General features: G+C 38.5%; 13 protein-coding genes and 1 tRNA gene. 11 read left to right on the top strand and 3 right to left on the bottom strand.

Annotated features, from left to right (window positions below; all coding sequences use genetic code 11):
• Positions 1-195 precede the first annotated feature (195 nt).
• The 9 genes from BV60_RS0111270 to BV60_RS0111225 all read left to right on the top strand — a co-directional run bounded on the left by BV60_RS0111270 (position 196) and on the right by BV60_RS0111225 (position 10,527).
• Positions 196-2,880, top strand: a complete 2,685-nt coding sequence (locus BV60_RS0111270) for a right-handed parallel beta-helix repeat-containing protein (RefSeq protein ID WP_081846656.1) — start codon at positions 196-198, stop codon at positions 2,878-2,880.
• Positions 2,881-2,899: 19 nt separating this feature from the next.
• Positions 2,900-4,201, top strand: a complete 1,302-nt coding sequence (locus tag BV60_RS0111265) for a hypothetical protein (RefSeq protein ID WP_029321838.1) — start codon at positions 2,900-2,902, stop codon at positions 4,199-4,201.
• The gene (locus tag BV60_RS0111260; RefSeq protein ID WP_029321837.1) at positions 4,201-4,920 is read left to right on the top strand and encodes a DUF6320 domain-containing protein; all 720 of its coding nucleotides are present in this window, start codon (positions 4,201-4,203) and stop codon (positions 4,918-4,920) included. The genes BV60_RS0111265 and BV60_RS0111260 overlap by 1 nt, the downstream gene beginning before the upstream one ends.
• Positions 4,921-4,936: 16 nt before the next feature.
• A complete protein-coding gene (locus BV60_RS0111255; RefSeq protein WP_029321835.1) occupies positions 4,937-6,109 on the top strand; it encodes a pectin acetylesterase-family hydrolase in 1,173 nt (390 codons plus the stop codon).
• A 114-nt stretch (positions 6,110-6,223) separates the two neighbouring features.
• Complete coding sequence (locus tag BV60_RS0111250; RefSeq protein ID WP_051656678.1) at positions 6,224-7,030, top strand: class B sortase; 807 nt, start codon at positions 6,224-6,226, stop codon at positions 7,028-7,030.
• 16 nt (positions 7,031-7,046) lie between these two features.
• A complete protein-coding gene (locus BV60_RS0111245; protein ID WP_029321831.1) occupies positions 7,047-7,508 on the top strand; it encodes a hypothetical protein in 462 nt (153 codons plus the stop codon).
• Positions 7,509-7,971: 463 nt separating this feature from the next.
• Complete coding sequence (locus BV60_RS0111235) at positions 7,972-9,138, top strand: hypothetical protein (RefSeq protein ID WP_029321829.1); 1,167 nt, start codon at positions 7,972-7,974, stop codon at positions 9,136-9,138.
• An 81-nt stretch (positions 9,139-9,219) separates the two neighbouring features.
• Entirely contained in the window at positions 9,220-9,399 is a 180-nt protein-coding gene (locus BV60_RS0111230; protein ID WP_029321827.1) for a hypothetical protein, read from the top strand.
• A 141-nt stretch (positions 9,400-9,540) separates the two neighbouring features.
• A complete protein-coding gene (locus BV60_RS0111225) occupies positions 9,541-10,527 on the top strand; it encodes a hypothetical protein (protein ID WP_029321825.1) in 987 nt (328 codons plus the stop codon).
• 59 nt (positions 10,528-10,586) lie between these two features.
• Here the strand turns inward: BV60_RS0111225 and BV60_RS0111220 are convergent.
• Positions 10,587-10,657 (bottom strand) — tRNA-Gly (locus tag BV60_RS0111220).
• Positions 10,658-10,752: 95 nt separating this feature from the next.
• Here BV60_RS0111220 and mscL point away from each other — a divergent pair.
• Positions 10,753-11,235 carry a large conductance mechanosensitive channel protein MscL gene (gene mscL / locus BV60_RS0111215; RefSeq protein WP_051656677.1) on the top strand — a complete coding sequence of 161 codons (483 nt, stop codon included), beginning with the start codon at positions 10,753-10,755 and terminating at the stop codon, positions 11,233-11,235.
• Positions 11,236-11,281: 46 nt separating this feature from the next.
• On the opposite strand, the gene BV60_RS23495 is transcribed toward mscL, so the two are convergent.
• Both BV60_RS23495 and BV60_RS21990 read right to left on the bottom strand, forming a co-directional pair.
• Positions 11,282-11,458, bottom strand: coding sequence for a DUF6472 family protein (locus BV60_RS23495; protein WP_197029552.1), 177 nt, complete (start codon positions 11,456-11,458; stop codon positions 11,282-11,284).
• A gap of 25 nt (positions 11,459-11,483) precedes the next feature.
• Entirely contained in the window at positions 11,484-13,595 is a 2,112-nt protein-coding gene (locus tag BV60_RS21990) for a Crp/Fnr family transcriptional regulator (protein ID WP_051656676.1), read from the bottom strand.
• A gap of 281 nt (positions 13,596-13,876) precedes the next feature.
• On the opposite strand from BV60_RS21990, the gene BV60_RS21985 reads away from it, so the two are divergent.
• Positions 13,877-15,793 (top strand): GGDEF domain-containing protein, encoded by a 1,917-nt coding sequence (locus BV60_RS21985; RefSeq protein WP_051656675.1) that lies wholly within the window; start codon positions 13,877-13,879, stop codon positions 15,791-15,793.
• Positions 15,794-15,798 lie beyond the last annotated feature (5 nt).

Below are 15,798 nucleotides of genomic sequence, written 5' to 3'. Positions count from 1 at the left end.
GAGTAAACGATTTCGTAAGAATACGATAATCATAATTTTAGCACGATTGCCCTGTGTTTATGGCAACGTAATTTGAATTTAATAGTTTTTTTATATTTTTATTCTTTAATATGAAATTAGGGTAAATTATGAGAGAATTTCCTTAATTGTGCTATACTAAAAGGAATAAATATTTTTTTATGGGGGGGTAAAGCCATGCAGATTTATGTTTCGCAGAGCGTAGTTCGAAGTGGCGACGGGACGAGAAATCATCCGTTCCGCTTTATTCAGGAGGCTGCAGATATAGCGCAGCCGGGTGATATTGTAATAGTTGCTCCGGGCATATATAGAGAATTTGTCCACCCTGTTAACGGTGGAACAAAAGATAAGCCTATTGTTTACTGTACAACCGAGCCTCAGGGAGCGGTTATCACAGGTGCTGAAGAAATCAGGGAATGGGAGCAGTTTAAAGGTGATGTTTGGAAAGTTAATATCCCTAACAATACCTTTGGCGATTATAATCCGTTTATTACGCCTGTAGAGGGCGACTGGTATTTTGGAAGCAAGACTAATCATACTGGTGATGTTTATTTAAACGGCAGATCAATGTACGAAGCCGGTTCACTTGAAGAAGTGGAGAATCCGGTAGCAAGAGCCGAGTCATGGGAACCGGAATATAGCATTTATACATGGTTTTCTGCGCAGGAAATGAACGACACTGTAATATTTGCCAATTTCCACGGTAAGAATCCAAATGAAGAAAATGTTGAAATAAGTGTGCGCAGAAACTGTTTTATGCCTCTTGAAGATGGCATAAATTATATTACAGTTTCCGGATTTGCACTTAGACAGGCTGCTACTCAATGGGCACCGCCTACGGCTTATCAGGATGGGCTTATCGGGCCTCATTGGTCCAAGGGATGGATAATTGAAGACTGTGAGATTTCGGAATCAAAATGCAGTGGCATTTCTCTTGGCAAATATTTACAGCCGGGTAATGAAAACAAATGGACAAAGCATTACATAAAGGATGGAACACAGACTCAGCGTGATGCTGTATGTCGGGCGGTCAATGAAGGATGGAATAAAGAAAATATCGGCTCGCATATCATCAGAAGATGCGAGATACATGATTGCGGCCAGACAGGAATAGTTGGGCATCTTGGAGGAATATTCAGCACCATTGAGGATAATCATATTTACAGGATCAATAATAAGCATAATCTCGAAGGTGCCGAGATCGGAGGTATAAAACTCCATGCTGCAATAGATACGGTAATAAGAAGGAATCATATACACCATTGCACAAGGGGCCTGTGGCTTGACTGGCAGGCACAGGGAACCAGAGTTACACAGAATTTCTTCCACGATAATACGCCTCCTGAAGGGTGCAAGATAAAAGACGGACTTGCCCTTGGCGAAGATATTTTTGTGGAAGTATCTCATGGTCCCACACTGATAGATCACAATATCTTATTATCTGATATAGCATGCAGACTCAGCACACAGGGGATTGCTCTGGTGCATAATCTCGTTGGCGGATCTTTTTCATTTGTCGGAGAGGGAACGGATAATGGCGGACTGAAGTTCCAGAGCTGCAGGTATACGCCTTATCATGAGCCGCATTCTACTAAAATTGCAGGGTTTATGACTATTCTCCATGGAGATGCGAGATTTTATAACAACATCTTTGTGCAAAAAGAAATAAGGCAGGACCTTAGAGATTACGCAAATTCCACGGGTATGGAATCACTGACTCTCTATAATTTTATATGCGGGACAAAGCCGTATGACGGCTATCCTACAAGGGAGCAGTACTTTGCTTCTCTTATGCCAAAGTCGGAAGATAAGTATGGCCCCGGTTTTAATGATAAGTATTATGCGCATCTGCCTGTTTATACAGGGGGAAATGCATATTTTAACGGTGCTCAGCCTTGCGATACAGAGCTTTTTTCATATATAGAAAAAAATCATACCGTTAGGATCATTGTTTCGGAAGAGGAAGGACATTTCAGACTTCACACAAATCTGTATGAGTACCTGCCAAGAAGCATGACCCGTATGATTTCATCAAAGGTCCTCGGAGAAGCCTTTGAACCTGAGCAGAGATTTGAAAACAAGGATGGTACGGAAATAATTCTGGATTCTGACTACTTTGGAAGAAAGAGAAGTATCCATCCGTTGTGCGGACCTTTTGAAGAAGGTGCCGGTGACAGATTTACGGTGGCAATGCCTGTGATGGGAGGGCGTGCTATTTATCATCATGGAAAACAACGTATCGAAGGCAGAATGAGGAAAAGGATATCACTAAGAGACCCTGTTGAACCTCTAAGGGAAACCGAGGAGTGGGGAGAATTTGTCAATGGACCTGAAGGAGAAGGAAGCTGGGAAGCATCTGAAAGAGAAGATGAAGTTGCCAGAATTCAGGCAGACATTACTATGACAGGCTGTGAAAATATATCCTTCCCATATAACGGTACGCTTTTCCAGGTGCAGGACATATTTGTAAGAGGTAATACCGCATGGCTTCGCGATCTTAAAACGCAGAAGCTTGTTGAGGTTGACTGTGAATATGGGATATACTCTGAAAAGAAGAAGTGGAGTGTCAGTTCGCTTCAGGCTGTAGATGCAGGACATGATATGAATATGAACGGACTGGTGCAGACTGTCGGAACACTTCTTTGTGTTTTGAGCAAAAGTATGGCTCATGATCCGGCAGATGCCTGCAAGACAATAAGCGAAAGAGTTAATAAAGCGCTTGAACCCCGGATTACCATGAGGCTTACGCCTAAATATTTAAAATTTATACAGGAGAAAAAATTCATCTCACTTGAGGATGTTATTTATCGTGTTAAAACATCCCAGATTGAGCCGGTTACGGAAACAGTCGAGAATCTGTAACAGAAGACAACGATACGTAATGGAAAGAAGTTCTAATTGGTATAAACTTGATAATGCAGCAAAGATCATTCCTTCAACTGTTCGCGGTGCAAATACGAGAGTATTTCGTATTTCCTGCGAACTTTTGGAGGAAATAGATCCTGTTATTTTACAAAGGGCGCTTGACGAGTCTATCGTTGAATACCCTTTCTTTAACTGTATACTTAGGAGAGGATTGTTTTGGTACTACCTAGAGGACAGTAATTTGAACTGCATCGTGGAGGAAGAACATCTTCCTGCATGCAGTGCCTTATATCTTCCGGGTAAAAAGAGCCTGTTATACAGAGTTTTTTATTACAAAAGACGAATAAGCATAGAAATGTTCCATGTTCTTGCTGACGGGACCGGAGCCTTTATGTTCTTTAGGCGTATGGTCACAAGATATTTGGAAATAGCTCATGATTTTCATGTTGATAATGATTTCTTTGCTGCGGAAATAGCATCATTGCAGGAGAGAAATAATGATTCCTTTAAGCATTTTTATCAGAATCAAAAAGGGCTTAAACAATTAAAAAGTCTGTCATCAAACAATGCATATCAGCTAAATGGTGAGATAGACAGCAATAATGAATCACATATTGTTGAAGCCTGTGTATCGGCAAAGGCATTTAAGAAGCTTGCCGAGAAATATAATTCCACGGTCGGTGTTTTGAGTACAGCTGTTTATATAGCTGCGATAATAGATACTATGTCGACTGCGCAGAAGAAAAAACCGATAGTTGTCAGCGTTCCGGTTAATTTAAGACAATATTTTCAGTCTTATACAGCCAGGAATTTCTTTGGGGTTATCAGTATAAAATATGATCCGATGGATTTTGATAATACTCTTGATAGTGTTATCAAGGTTGTAAACAATGCTTTTAGGGAACAACTTGAACCATCAAGAATAAATGAGACCATGAATTCGTATGCTGCTCTTGAGCATAATATTGCAATTAAGGTAGTTCCTCTTTTTATAAAGGATTACGTCGTTGGACAGTTTGATGCAGCTGCAAAAAAAGGTGTGACTACATCTATTTCAAATATGGGGGTTATTAAAATGCCTGCTGAGGTTACTCCCTTTATTGAGCGGTTTTCGGCATTTATGACAGCGTCCAAGGAACAGATAACTATATGCAGTTTTAGGGATAAAATGGTGTTTGGCGAATGCTCGGCATTTACTACCCATCCAACAATGCTTAATTTGTGCAGAAGACTTACAGCGGAGGGGATTGGTGTTGAAATCAGCACTAATGACTTTAATGTGCAGCATCATGAGAAAAAGACAAAGGAGAATCAGTAATGCTTTATTGCCCGAAATGTAAGATTACTATTAGGGGAGAAAAAACATGCTGCCCTTTGTGTGAAGGAAAAATCCTTAACAGACAGGATGTTTTACGAACCGGAATAGATGAAAAAATGTATGATATTGATGATTTTTCAGATGAACAGGATGAGCCTTATCCCACGCTTCCTGAGAGAAGGATCAATGGTGTGACTTTTATCAAGATATGCACTTTCCTCCTTGCGATTATTATAGTTATGGGGGCAGCAATAAAGTATCTTTTCGGAGATAGAGTTACCTGGGTGGGAATGGTTATTCTCGGAAGTGTTGTTTTATGGCTTGATATGCTGGCAATCATGAGATACAGATACAATCTGATAAAGGTTCTTACTGTTGAAATGATTGTATCGAACATAGTGGCTTATTATATCGATAAAAAGACAGGCTTTTACGGATGGAGCGTTATCTGGATGATTCCTTTTGCTCTTGTCGGACATGCGATGCTTTGCTTTATATTTGCAAAAATCATGAAGCTTCGTTTTGAGGAGTATATTATTTATATCGTTATGGATGCAGTATTTGCTTTTTCACAGGCATTTTTTATATGGAATCATGAAAATACACTTCCGTATGCAGCCGTTTTTGTAATGGCCGGATTCGCGATAACACTTGTTGCAACATTTTTGTTTAGATTCAGAGAATTAAGAAGCGCGACACAGAGAATGTTTAATGTATGAACCTTTGAGGGAGCATATGGATTACAGAGAAAAAAGAAGAATGCGAAAGCAGATGCTGGAGCAGCAGTTCGGGGATTTTGTTGAAAATACTATCGGAAAGAGAATTGTGGATCGCGACCTTATTGCACCTGAGCTTCTGGATGATCCGGAAAAAGGAAAATGGTACAGGGTTGTAATACCGATGGGAATGTCAGGAGACGGCTCCGAATATCATGTATATGTGAAAATAGCAGATCCTGAAAAACTGTGTATCTTTTTTTCGGGCGGAGGAATTGCATACGATGAATATACTGCCGCAAGACCGATAACAGGAGGGAAAGTAGCAGCAGACCTGCCAAATTACTATTGGAATAATCTCAGACCTTTTACGCAGATAATGAATATAGATATGGGAATTATGAATCTGCGCGACAATGACAACCCTTTCAGGGACTGGAGTATAATTGATATTGCCTATGCTACAGGGGATTTTCACATTGGCAATAACGACTTTCCTTATGAGGGTGAAGACGGGGAACAGCATGTTCTCCATTTTCATGGCTATATTAATTTCCTTGAAGCTATGGGAGTTTCCAAGAATCTGTTTGCAAATCCTAAAAAACTTCTGATCGCAGGAAATAGTGCGGGAGCCTTTGCAGTACCGGCACTTACGGACGAGATACTTACTATGTGGTATCCCGGAGTAAAAGATATAACACTTCTCTCTGACAGTGCACTGCTTTTGTATAATAAATGGAAATATACTGCCAAAGAAGTATGGAAAGCTCCAAAACCAATCTGTGATGCTGTTAATTCGGATAATATAACTCTTAGCTGGTACAGAAATCTTTTTGCAAAATATGGAAACAGCTTAAGATATCTTTACTCAAGTTCAATCAGAGATTATGTTCTGAGCGCATATTACAATGACATCACCAACAAAGAGTACAAAACCGATTCTGATGTTCAGGATGCGTATTGCAGACAACTGAAAGAAATGGTATCGGATCTTAAGCTTTTGAATCATGACTTTGGGATGTATATAAATAACTGGGTTTTGCCTATTGTTACAAAAGGCGGAACAGTTCATACGGCAGTACGTGAGCCTTATTTTACCAGGTTTATGCAGGATGACGTGACTATGGCAAGATGGTTGTATGATGCTGTGAACGGTAATGTGTATGATGTTGGAATGGATTTGCTCGGTTAATATACTGATCGTTCATTCCTTCATTATAATTTTGGTATATCTATAAATTTTTTGGCAGTTTATGCCGAAATAGAATATGAAAGTTTAAATAAATCGGTATGGGGAATTTTGCTTATGCGAAGGCGTAGGGGGAAAATAAAAAAGACTATAAGAAATACAATCCTTACGTTATCCTGTATTACCTTTCTGGTGGTGACAGGAATTTTTGCCGTAGAGATTTATCAGGAGCACAGAAGCTCTTCCAATATGAGAAAAGTCCAAGCAATGGCTGCTGTTTCGGTAAGTAATTCCAAGGCTGCCATGGAAGAGAAAAATGACTCAGATGAAGTTCAAAATACAAATCTGGTTTCCCTTAAAATCGAATATCTTTACAAAAAGAACAAAGACCTTTGCGGATGGCTCAGAATAAACGGATCTGACATCGATTATCCGATCATGTACAAAGAGGGTGATAATGATTTTTACCTTCAACATGATTTCTTTGGAAATGAGGACAGAAACGGGCTTTTGGTCCTGGATAAGAGATGCAGCTTTGATCTTTCTGATAATCATCTGCTGATACATGGTCACAATATGAAATCAGGGGCGATTTTTGGGACGCTCAAATATTATAAAGAAGATGATTACTTAAGAAAACATCAGGCGATAGAACTTGATACACCAAGTGAACAGCGCTTTTATGAAGTAATCGCTGTGGTAGATACTACTGCAAATGGTGAAAAAAACGGCTTTAATTATTCCGAATACATCAGAATAAATGATAAGGAAACCTTTGACAGCTATGTAGCTAATTTAAAGGCCAGATCAATGCATAAAATTGCAGCTACAGCAGCTTATGGGGATCAGCTTTTAACGTTATCAACCTGTGATTATACAATGAAAAACGGAAGACTCTTGATTGTTGCTAAAAGGGTAGGATGACAGGAGGAAAACAGACATGAAAATGGGAAAAACAAAGTATTTACTGGTAATACCTATGTGTTGCATGCTTATGCTGACACCGGCTTCTTCAATGGAGGCTTTAGCCGTTACTGTTGATATAAACGATAATTATGATGCAGGACTTATTGGAGAGGAACTTGATTCAGGAAATACCGATAATTCCGGCAATAACACGGCAGAGGGCGGAAGCGGTGCTCAGACACCTGCAACGCCTGCGACATCTACAACACCCGCAACACCTGCAACGGCGACGGCTAATAATGTTGCATCAACAAATAATAATGCGACTGAAGCAGTTTCGACAGTAACACCTGCTGAGACAACTGCTGAGACGAATGATCTTCCAAGAACAGGTGATGATAATCGTATTACTATAACTTTTATAGCAATGCTTGCAAGCTTTTCTGTATTTTTGACAGCACTTCTTTCCGGAAAAAGGATTGGTAAAAATGTGTAAAATAAAAATCATAAAATCTTATAAAATGCCAATAAACAAAGAATAAATTATTTGATACACTGTAAACAGAAAAAGTTGTTAGTTTTCTTAGGTTGAGGTGAGGGGGATTTTTTCTATGTTACATGTATTTGCTTCAATCCTGTTTGTGATTGCGGCTGCTGCCTGCTGGTTCGTTCCCAGAACAACGCCAAATGAGTAAACTATTCTAAAACGCCATCGGGGTGACCGGTGGTGTTTTTATGTTTAATAAATAACTCGTTATTTTTATTAAGATAGAATGCCCCTCGCTATGAATGCGAATAAAATTCTTTCTTGTGAAAATTCCAAAGCACACTAATGAATTAATGTTATTTGCCGATATATAAGATAGCAACGGATATGCCGAATATCAAAGGAATGAGATCTTCTGATATTCGGAATTTTTGTATATAACGGAAATTTGCGGAAAGGAGGAAACTGTTAAATGCTGAATCTGACAGAGTTAAAGAGAAAGGAAGATATTCATACATATAGCTACAGTGTGTCAAAGGGAACGGATAAGACATCCGATGTAAAGGCAGCAGGAATAAAGGGAAAAATAAAAAATCAAGATACGGAACAGACAAATCAGAGCTTTAAGAGCTGTATGAACAATGCTGCAAGCACCGCGGATAAAACATCAAAGTCTGACTATACACAGGTTCAATGGGATGCTCAGAGAAAGAAAAACAATGCAATAGCCAAGCTTCAGATAATTGATGGAGATGTGGCTGCCCTTGAGAGAGTAGCACCTAATGCATCTGAAGACGTCAAAAGCGCGTGGATGGATGCTGCAAGAGAAACCGGCTTCAACGGACTTGGCTATGGGACGGATGGAGACAGTTCTCAGGCGACCAGTCTGTATGCTGAGATGAAAACCAGTGCAAAGATGACTGATAACAACATATCAGGTGTACAGGACATTCTGGGCGGAACAGTGGATTCTGCTATTGATGCAATTTCCTCAGCTAAGTATGACAGGATAAATTCCAAAGCTTCAGGCACTATTAATGTAAATGCAGAAAAGGAAATAAAATTTTATGATTCTTTATTACAGAAACTTAACGGATTAAAAGACGGCAGCTATTTGCCTGATTTCAGTAGCGTTTTTGACAGGATGAATAAAATCCATGATGAGATTTTTCCTTTCGCTGATAATGGAAATGCGGTGGAAAAAGAGGTACCACAAAATTATTATGCGAGTGCTTTTTTTCATGAAACAACAACAACAGCACCTGATGGTGAAAGCTACGAGCTAAAAGCACGATATCCGGAAAATTATGATCCTGTCAATCCTGTCATTGAGGTCTATGTTAAGGGAAAAGATGAAAGATTGTTCGTTGTAAAAGTAAACGATGTAAATCCCCAAAATGCATCACAGACAGAGTTATATGGCTTGTTTTCTTATGCTGAGGATGACAGAAACGTTCCTAGAAATATAGATCCTGAATCTGCTGACATCTATTACAGCAGCTTGGATAGGAAATACGATAAGATGAAGGAAGAGGCAGGCACTGAACCGGAAGAGATAAAAATGGTCAATTCATTTAAAAGTATGGATAATCTTTCTTACTGGGACAGAAAAGAGCTTCTTGAAAGTATAAACTTTTAATATGTTGGACATTTGTTGGACTTTCTGTAATATAATAGACTTAACAATAAAATATGCCTTTATATATGTGGAGGTGGAAAAATGACTAATGCAGAAGAAAGCCGGGAAACAAAAAATATAAACGTATCAGATATGGAACAAAGTACCACAAGCAGCCAGACAGAGCTTGAAGATGACGTTCTTGAGAATGTTGCAGGTGGAAAAGTTATAGATAATTGCATAAAAACAATTATAGATTTTGCTCTAAAAACCAAAAAGTGATTGGAAGAATAAAAAGTCTTAAAAAGGATGTGCTTTGACGTTTCTTTTTAAGACTTTTTTTATTTTGAATATATTATCTTATGTGCTATATTTTATAAAACAATATACATATCACTTTTTTATAAAGGATGGTAATTTTTTATGATAAAGAAAATGAATATAAAAAAAGCATTATTACTGGTTATTACAGCGGCGTTTATATCGGGCTGTGGAGAGATTGATAGTACTGTGAATGAAGCACTTGGAAATGTAAATGCGGAAGAGATAAAAAATACTATAAGTGAAAATCTTGAGAATGTGGATACGGAAGAAATAAAGAACAATATAAGTGAGCAGCTTGAAAACGTAGATACGGAAGAAATAAAGGACAATATAAACAAGCAGCTTGAGAACGTAGATACGGAAGAAATAAAGGACAATATAAACGAGCAGCTTGAAAACGTAGATACGGAAGAAATAAAGAACAATATAAGTAAGCAACTTGAAAATGTAGATACGGAAGAAATAAACAAACAGGTAAATGAGTTTATTTCCAAAGGCAGTGAGATAATCCGTTCAGAGCTTAATAAGTCTTCGGGAAAAGATAATGGGACATCGGAAATAGATCTTAGTGAGTACAGTGATATGATAGATGATGCTAAAGAAACCATAGAGGATATGGGAATTCTGAAGTCGACGGCTGATATAGGTCTTCATGATGTGGACGGAAAAGGTAAGAATTATAAGTTTACTTACGATAACGTTGAATATAGTGCTATCTACACGACAGATAACTGGAAGATCATGGATTCCTACAGAATTAATAATATGTCGGATATGGCAATTATATGTCAGGCGCTTATAGATGTTCATCCTATTCACGGAAGTGATATGGAGAGTTATCGCAACGCAACGGACTTGGCTTTTGAATGGTTACAGCATAATATTGCATATGTTGCGCTTTCAGATGACAACGCTTTTAAGAGCCATGCCAAGGATGTGGACCTTGATCCTAAAGATCAGGGTAAGACCATTGATCAGATTTATGAAGACAGAACAGGCAAGGAATTTGACATAAATGAATTCATAAGTGAGGAAAATCAGGAAAAGATTTATAGTGCTCTAAAAGACTTTATCAATGGAAAATAACAGGAAAATAGCAATGAAAAAGCCGCAAAGCATATAGCTTTGCGGCTTTAATAAAATGAAGCAGAACACGGGAGTCGAACCCGCCTCTTCAGCTTGGGAAGCTGACATACTACCGATGTACTAGTCCTGCAAAGAACTATTTAATAATACCCAAAATGTGATATAATTTCAAGTGGTTTGAAAAATAGTTTCCTTAAATGGATATGAGAGGATTGGAGGAGAGATATGGTAGTTGATAAGGGTAAGGCTATTGAAAAAAGTAAGGGTTTTGCAAACGAGTTTCGTGAGTTTATTATGCGCGGAAACGTAATGGACCTGGCAGTCGGTGTTATTATCGGTGGAGCTTTTCAGGGGATTATCAATTCATTGGTAAATGATGTTATCATGCCTGTTATCAGTGCACTTACAGGTGGCATTGATTTTTCCAACTGGTTTATTTCCCTTGACGGATCAAGTTACAGCACGCTGGCAGCTGCTCAGGAGGCCGGTGCAGCAACACTTAATTACGGTGTTTTCATTACTGCAGTAATTAATTTTCTGTTAATGGCACTTGTGATTTTTTGCATTGTTAAAACACTTAATAAGATGAGCGATAAGATTAAAAAGGAACAGGAAGAAGAGGCACCTACAACAAAGATTTGCCCTCGCTGTAAGAGTGAGATCAACATCGAAGCTACAAAGTGCCCTTGCTGTACTTCAGATATTTAAAAAAGTAATAAATAAAAAAAGACGGTCCGGATTTCCGGACCGTCTTTTACATCTGATGTTTAACAACTTCGTATTCATTGTTGTTTCGGTAGTATGGACATTCGGATTTTGAAGAACCCATAAGTCTTGCGTAGTCGTCTTCATCCATATCAACGCCACAGTAGTAGGCTTCATCATCTTCATCGTACTCATAGTAAGTACAGTCATCACAGTGCAATTGCATATAAAATCAGATCCTTTCATAATAATCATTTTTGAAGAAAAGCATATTGATCTTTTAATTCCTGAGGAACCTCAAAACCTTCATTCTGAACCTTGCGGATGGTGTTTGAAATAGGTCGCAGCAGGCTGTTTTTGTGCGCTGTATGCTTCTTTATAAGCTCCCCGTATTGGGGATTATCAGCAAGCTTATCGCGATATTCTTTTGAAAAGGCGCAAAATGTAAACAGTATTTCTCTTGCAACCTTATTAAGGCGGGGAGAAGCGCCAGCTTCAAATTTAATATAATTGGTATAGTCGCCAACAAAAACATTTTTATAATTATTGCTGTATCTTTTAAGATCAGTCCTGAGTTTTTCCTTCATTTCGGAGGAGAGTGTGTGGTTCTTTTTATAGAACTGAAGATAATCGCAATACATTGAGGTAAGTGAAGGATCCGTTACATCATTCCAGTGAACACCCTGTACGGTCTTGCACATTTCCCATCGGAATTCGCCGCATAGACGTATCATAACATCTTCCAGAGTTTCTGTGTTAAAAATTGAGATAATAAATCTGGCGGGGGTGTTTCTTTTTTTTCCTTCTATTTCCTGCCATAAAGAAGCACGGCTTCCCATATTTGGCATAAGAATCATGTATGGTGTGATGTCAACATCAATAAATGCCTGAGTTATACCGATTTCAGGATTTGAGAATACCGACTGCCTGCAAAAAATTGTGTAGTCGATTGAACGTATATAAGTATAAAAATCATTGATTTTCTGTGCAGTAACATAAGCTGTATCAAGAGGTCTTACGACATTTTCCGAGTCAAATACCGGAACAAACATGGAAGGTCTTCCGAATGTCATTCTGTTGCCCAATACCAAAAGATTTCTGATTTCAAAGGTCAGCCTGTCAATTGGGCTGTTTTTCATCTGCTCCATTTCTTCTTCGGTGATATCACCATTGGTTTTCAGTGTGCGGAGAGCGGTAAAGTAATCTTCATCAAACTCATTTCTCGAAGGCTCAAGCTCCATTTGGTAAATTTTTATCAGCCATTCATAGATAGTAATAACATAGCCGTTTGGATCGGGTTTATATGTTTTCATAAGGGCATAAAGCTGCCTTGTGTTTTCGAGCCCCGCAAGCTCTTCGTCCACAAAACCGAACATTAAGAACATCATAACCTCTGACGGAACCTGAGTGTCGGAAATGCTCCTTAAAAAGGCAGAGGTGTAGATTGTATAAAAATCTTTGGCAACGCTTCTCCTGAGCGCTCTGCTTTCGTCTGAAGTGTCATACCTGGTAGGCGTATTTTTGAATTGAGTTATTATGCTGCGAAAGTTTTCCGAAGCTGTTTCATCGGCATCAGCATATTGAATAATAGTGTTGAGTGCATTGTGTATATCTATCTCGGTAATGGCACCTTCAGAACCATTTCGTTTCATTTCGTCGGATTTCGCTTTTAAAAGTCCGATAGTTGAACGGAATTTTGAAATCGTGCCGGTATACTCTTTTTTGCATTCCGAAAGTTGCTGTCTGCAGGCACCAATAAAAGCAAGTGCTTCAATGCCGTGCATAATGATACCGTTTGCAATATCGCATGAGCGTATATAGCAGCCTTTTTTCATTATTTCCTCATTGGCATACATGGAACGATAGAATTTTTCCTGCCACTCCGAAAGGGCATAAGGTTTTACCGGGGGCTCAATGTCTTCAAGCTCGGGAAAATCCTCAACCTCTGCACCGACTGATACTGCCAGCATGGGATATTCGTCTTTTTCAGTATCCAAACGCTTAAAATCAGCTAAAATATCATCATAATCTTCGTAATACTTATCTAATCCCAGGACTACGTTTTTTACGGTAGCAGATGCAAGTATAGGAGATATTTTTGGATTGGAATTTACAATTTTATATATATCATCGACTGAAGTGAATGAGTATGAATAGACGGAGGTTTCCTCATTTGCTGTGTAAGTATAAGCGTAATTTTCCCCGGGCTTTTCGGCGCATCCCAAAAGAGTACCTATACCTACCGGTACAAACTTTCCGTCTATGCTGATAGAAACAGATCCTTTTACGATAATTTCAAGAGTTTCTACCTTATCACCGGCTTTATGAAGAATCTGATTTGGATTAAGAGTTATAAGCCCCATGTCTCTCCTTACAGAATGAAAAATAGAATATTTTGAACTTCATATGAATAAAGCTAATTTAATTATAAACGTATTTTTGATAGTTATTTATTAAAGTTTGGTAAATATATTTCAATTTCTATAAAATAAGCTAAATGGGGCAAAAACATCTTGAAATAAAGCATGTAAAATAATATATTAGAATTATATTTGGGAGGAGAGATGATGCGCTTTTTGTGTGCGTCAGCTTTTCTCCTTTTTATTTGAGAGTAAGCAAAATCCTTTTTTTGATGAGGAATAATATGCAGTTTTCATATCAGTTTGATGTTGCCGGAATAATGGTAATATTGACAAGCTTAATATGTGCCTGGATTCGTCCCAAGCTTATGAAGAACTTTGGATTTAGTCTGAAGCTTCTTATTTGCTGCTCCATTGCATATAATATACTTGATTCTACGACAATAATTCTGCTAAAGATGGCAAAGCCCGGAACATATTACGTTACATATTTTTTACTTGTAGGGTATTTTTGCGTTTTATACCTGATTCCTTATAGTGCAACAAGGTATTTTTATGAACTTTGTGGCGAAAGAGCTGACATGATTTTTATGAATGTCAGTCTTATAGCCATGATATTTCTTGCAACATTCGGAAATGTAATTTTTCATTTTTTCTTTTTCCTCGATAGGAATACCATGGAATATACACATGGTACTGCTATTTGGATCACCTTTGCTTATTATCTTCTTTGTGCGTGCCTTGTTGGTATTTGTGCCGTAAGGCATTCGAGATATCTTGGGCATGTCAGAAAAAGACTTCTTATCACAGTATTTTTTATCACGATTTTTTCTCTTGTTTATCAGGCCTTTTTACCCGAAGAATCCATAACTGGACTGGTTATAGCACTGGCGGTTGCCATGACCATCGTTGTATTCTGCTTTGTTGATGTTACGGTAGATGAACTTACAGGTCTCAATAACAGAACAGGTTTTGTTCGTTCCTGCGATGAACTTATGAATAAGCAGAATATGGATGGCTATTCCATGATAAAAATCCAGGTGTATCATATGCAGGAGCTTAATGAACGCACCGGAATGGAGAATGGTGACAGGGTATTGACTATACTTGCGGATGGCATTCAAAGGTGTGTTGATAACGCAGAACATAGAGCTGTATGCGGTAGAATAGGGGGAGATACATTTGCGGTTCTTACAGATGAAGAGCTTTCAATCAGTACTTTGGCATCTTCTGATTTGTCGGAATCCATAAGGAACCCTCTTACCGGACTTGATTATGCAGTTTCGTTTTATGCCGGAGTGTACAGACTTGAAAAGGGTGATACCGATATAGACAAAATGCTCGATCATGCGGGGTATGCATTAAAATGGGTATCGGGTAATTTCAAGACGAATGTTGCTTTTTACGATTCGGATATACGCAAAGAAGACGAGCACAGAAAATCGGTCGAGCAGAGAGTCAGAGGTGCAATACTTGACAGAGAATTCAAGGTATATCTGCAGCCGGTGTGCGATACCATGACAAGGGAGAGAATAAGTGCAGAAGCACTCGTCAGATGGATCGATTCTAAGAATCAGATGATCAATCCCTCTGATTTCATACCTATATTGGAGAAAAACGGATTTATCACGGAACTTGATCTTTACGTTCTTGAAGAAGTGTGCAGAATGCTTCGTGAATGGATGAATCAGGGGATGGCAGTAGTGCCCGTGTCGGTTAATTTTTCAAGAGTTGATGTTGATCATCACGGAATAGTCGAAGAAATTGTGGCAATAGTGGATAAATATCAGCTTGATCATAAGCTGATAAAAATCGAATTAACTGAAAGTGCCTTTAATGATAATATGGAGAATATTATCAAGATGCTGTCAAAGCTTCGTGAACATGGCTTTGTTATTATGATGGATGATTTTGGAAGCGGATATTCCAACCTCAATATGTTTAAAGACATGCCTGTGGATGTTGTGAAGATTGATATGTATTTCCTTAGAAATATTGAGAACAGTGAAAAGGGAATGATTGTTCTTGAATCTGTTGTTGATATGGCAAAGAGACTGGGACTTAAGATAGTTGTGGAGGGAGTTGAAACTCAGGAGCAGTATGATTATATAAGAAAACTGAGATGTGAGATGATACAGGGCTTCTACTTTGCAAAGCCAATGCCATCCGAGATATTCCCCGACCAGGTTACAGCCGGGTAATATCA

Origin of the sequence: Butyrivibrio sp. AE3004 (assembly GCF_000703165.1) — a bacterium.
In the GTDB taxonomy this organism is placed as follows: Bacteria; Bacillota; Clostridia; order Lachnospirales; family Lachnospiraceae; genus Butyrivibrio.
The sequence above is the reverse complement of the archived record's forward strand: the minus strand, read 5'-3'. Positions and strand labels throughout refer to the sequence as shown.

Excerpts from the sequence above, each read along its gene's own strand:
- BV60_RS0111270 (WP_081846656.1), top strand. The coding sequence starts at position 196 with ATGCAGATTTATGTTTCGCAGAGCGTAGTTCGAAGTGGCGACGGGACG.
- BV60_RS0111265 (WP_029321838.1), top strand. The coding sequence starts at position 2,900 with ATGGAAAGAAGTTCTAATTGGTATAAACTTGATAATGCAGCAAAGATC.
- BV60_RS0111260 (WP_029321837.1), top strand. The coding sequence starts at position 4,201 with ATGCTTTATTGCCCGAAATGTAAGATTACTATTAGGGGAGAAAAAACA.
- BV60_RS0111255 (WP_029321835.1), top strand. The coding sequence starts at position 4,937 with ATGGATTACAGAGAAAAAAGAAGAATGCGAAAGCAGATGCTGGAGCAG.
- BV60_RS0111250 (WP_051656678.1), top strand. The coding sequence starts at position 6,224 with ATGCGAAGGCGTAGGGGGAAAATAAAAAAGACTATAAGAAATACAATC.
- BV60_RS0111245 (WP_029321831.1), top strand. The coding sequence starts at position 7,047 with ATGAAAATGGGAAAAACAAAGTATTTACTGGTAATACCTATGTGTTGC.
- BV60_RS0111235 (WP_029321829.1), top strand. The coding sequence starts at position 7,972 with ATGCTGAATCTGACAGAGTTAAAGAGAAAGGAAGATATTCATACATAT.
- BV60_RS0111230 (WP_029321827.1), top strand. The coding sequence starts at position 9,220 with ATGACTAATGCAGAAGAAAGCCGGGAAACAAAAAATATAAACGTATCA.
- BV60_RS0111225 (WP_029321825.1), top strand. The coding sequence starts at position 9,541 with ATGATAAAGAAAATGAATATAAAAAAAGCATTATTACTGGTTATTACA.
- mscL (WP_051656677.1), top strand. The coding sequence starts at position 10,753 with ATGGTAGTTGATAAGGGTAAGGCTATTGAAAAAAGTAAGGGTTTTGCA.
- BV60_RS23495 (WP_197029552.1), bottom strand. The coding sequence starts at position 11,458 with ATGCAATTGCACTGTGATGACTGTACTTACTATGAGTACGATGAAGAT.
- BV60_RS21990 (WP_051656676.1), bottom strand. The coding sequence starts at position 13,595 with ATGGGGCTTATAACTCTTAATCCAAATCAGATTCTTCATAAAGCCGGT.
- BV60_RS21985 (WP_051656675.1), top strand. The coding sequence starts at position 13,877 with ATGCAGTTTTCATATCAGTTTGATGTTGCCGGAATAATGGTAATATTG.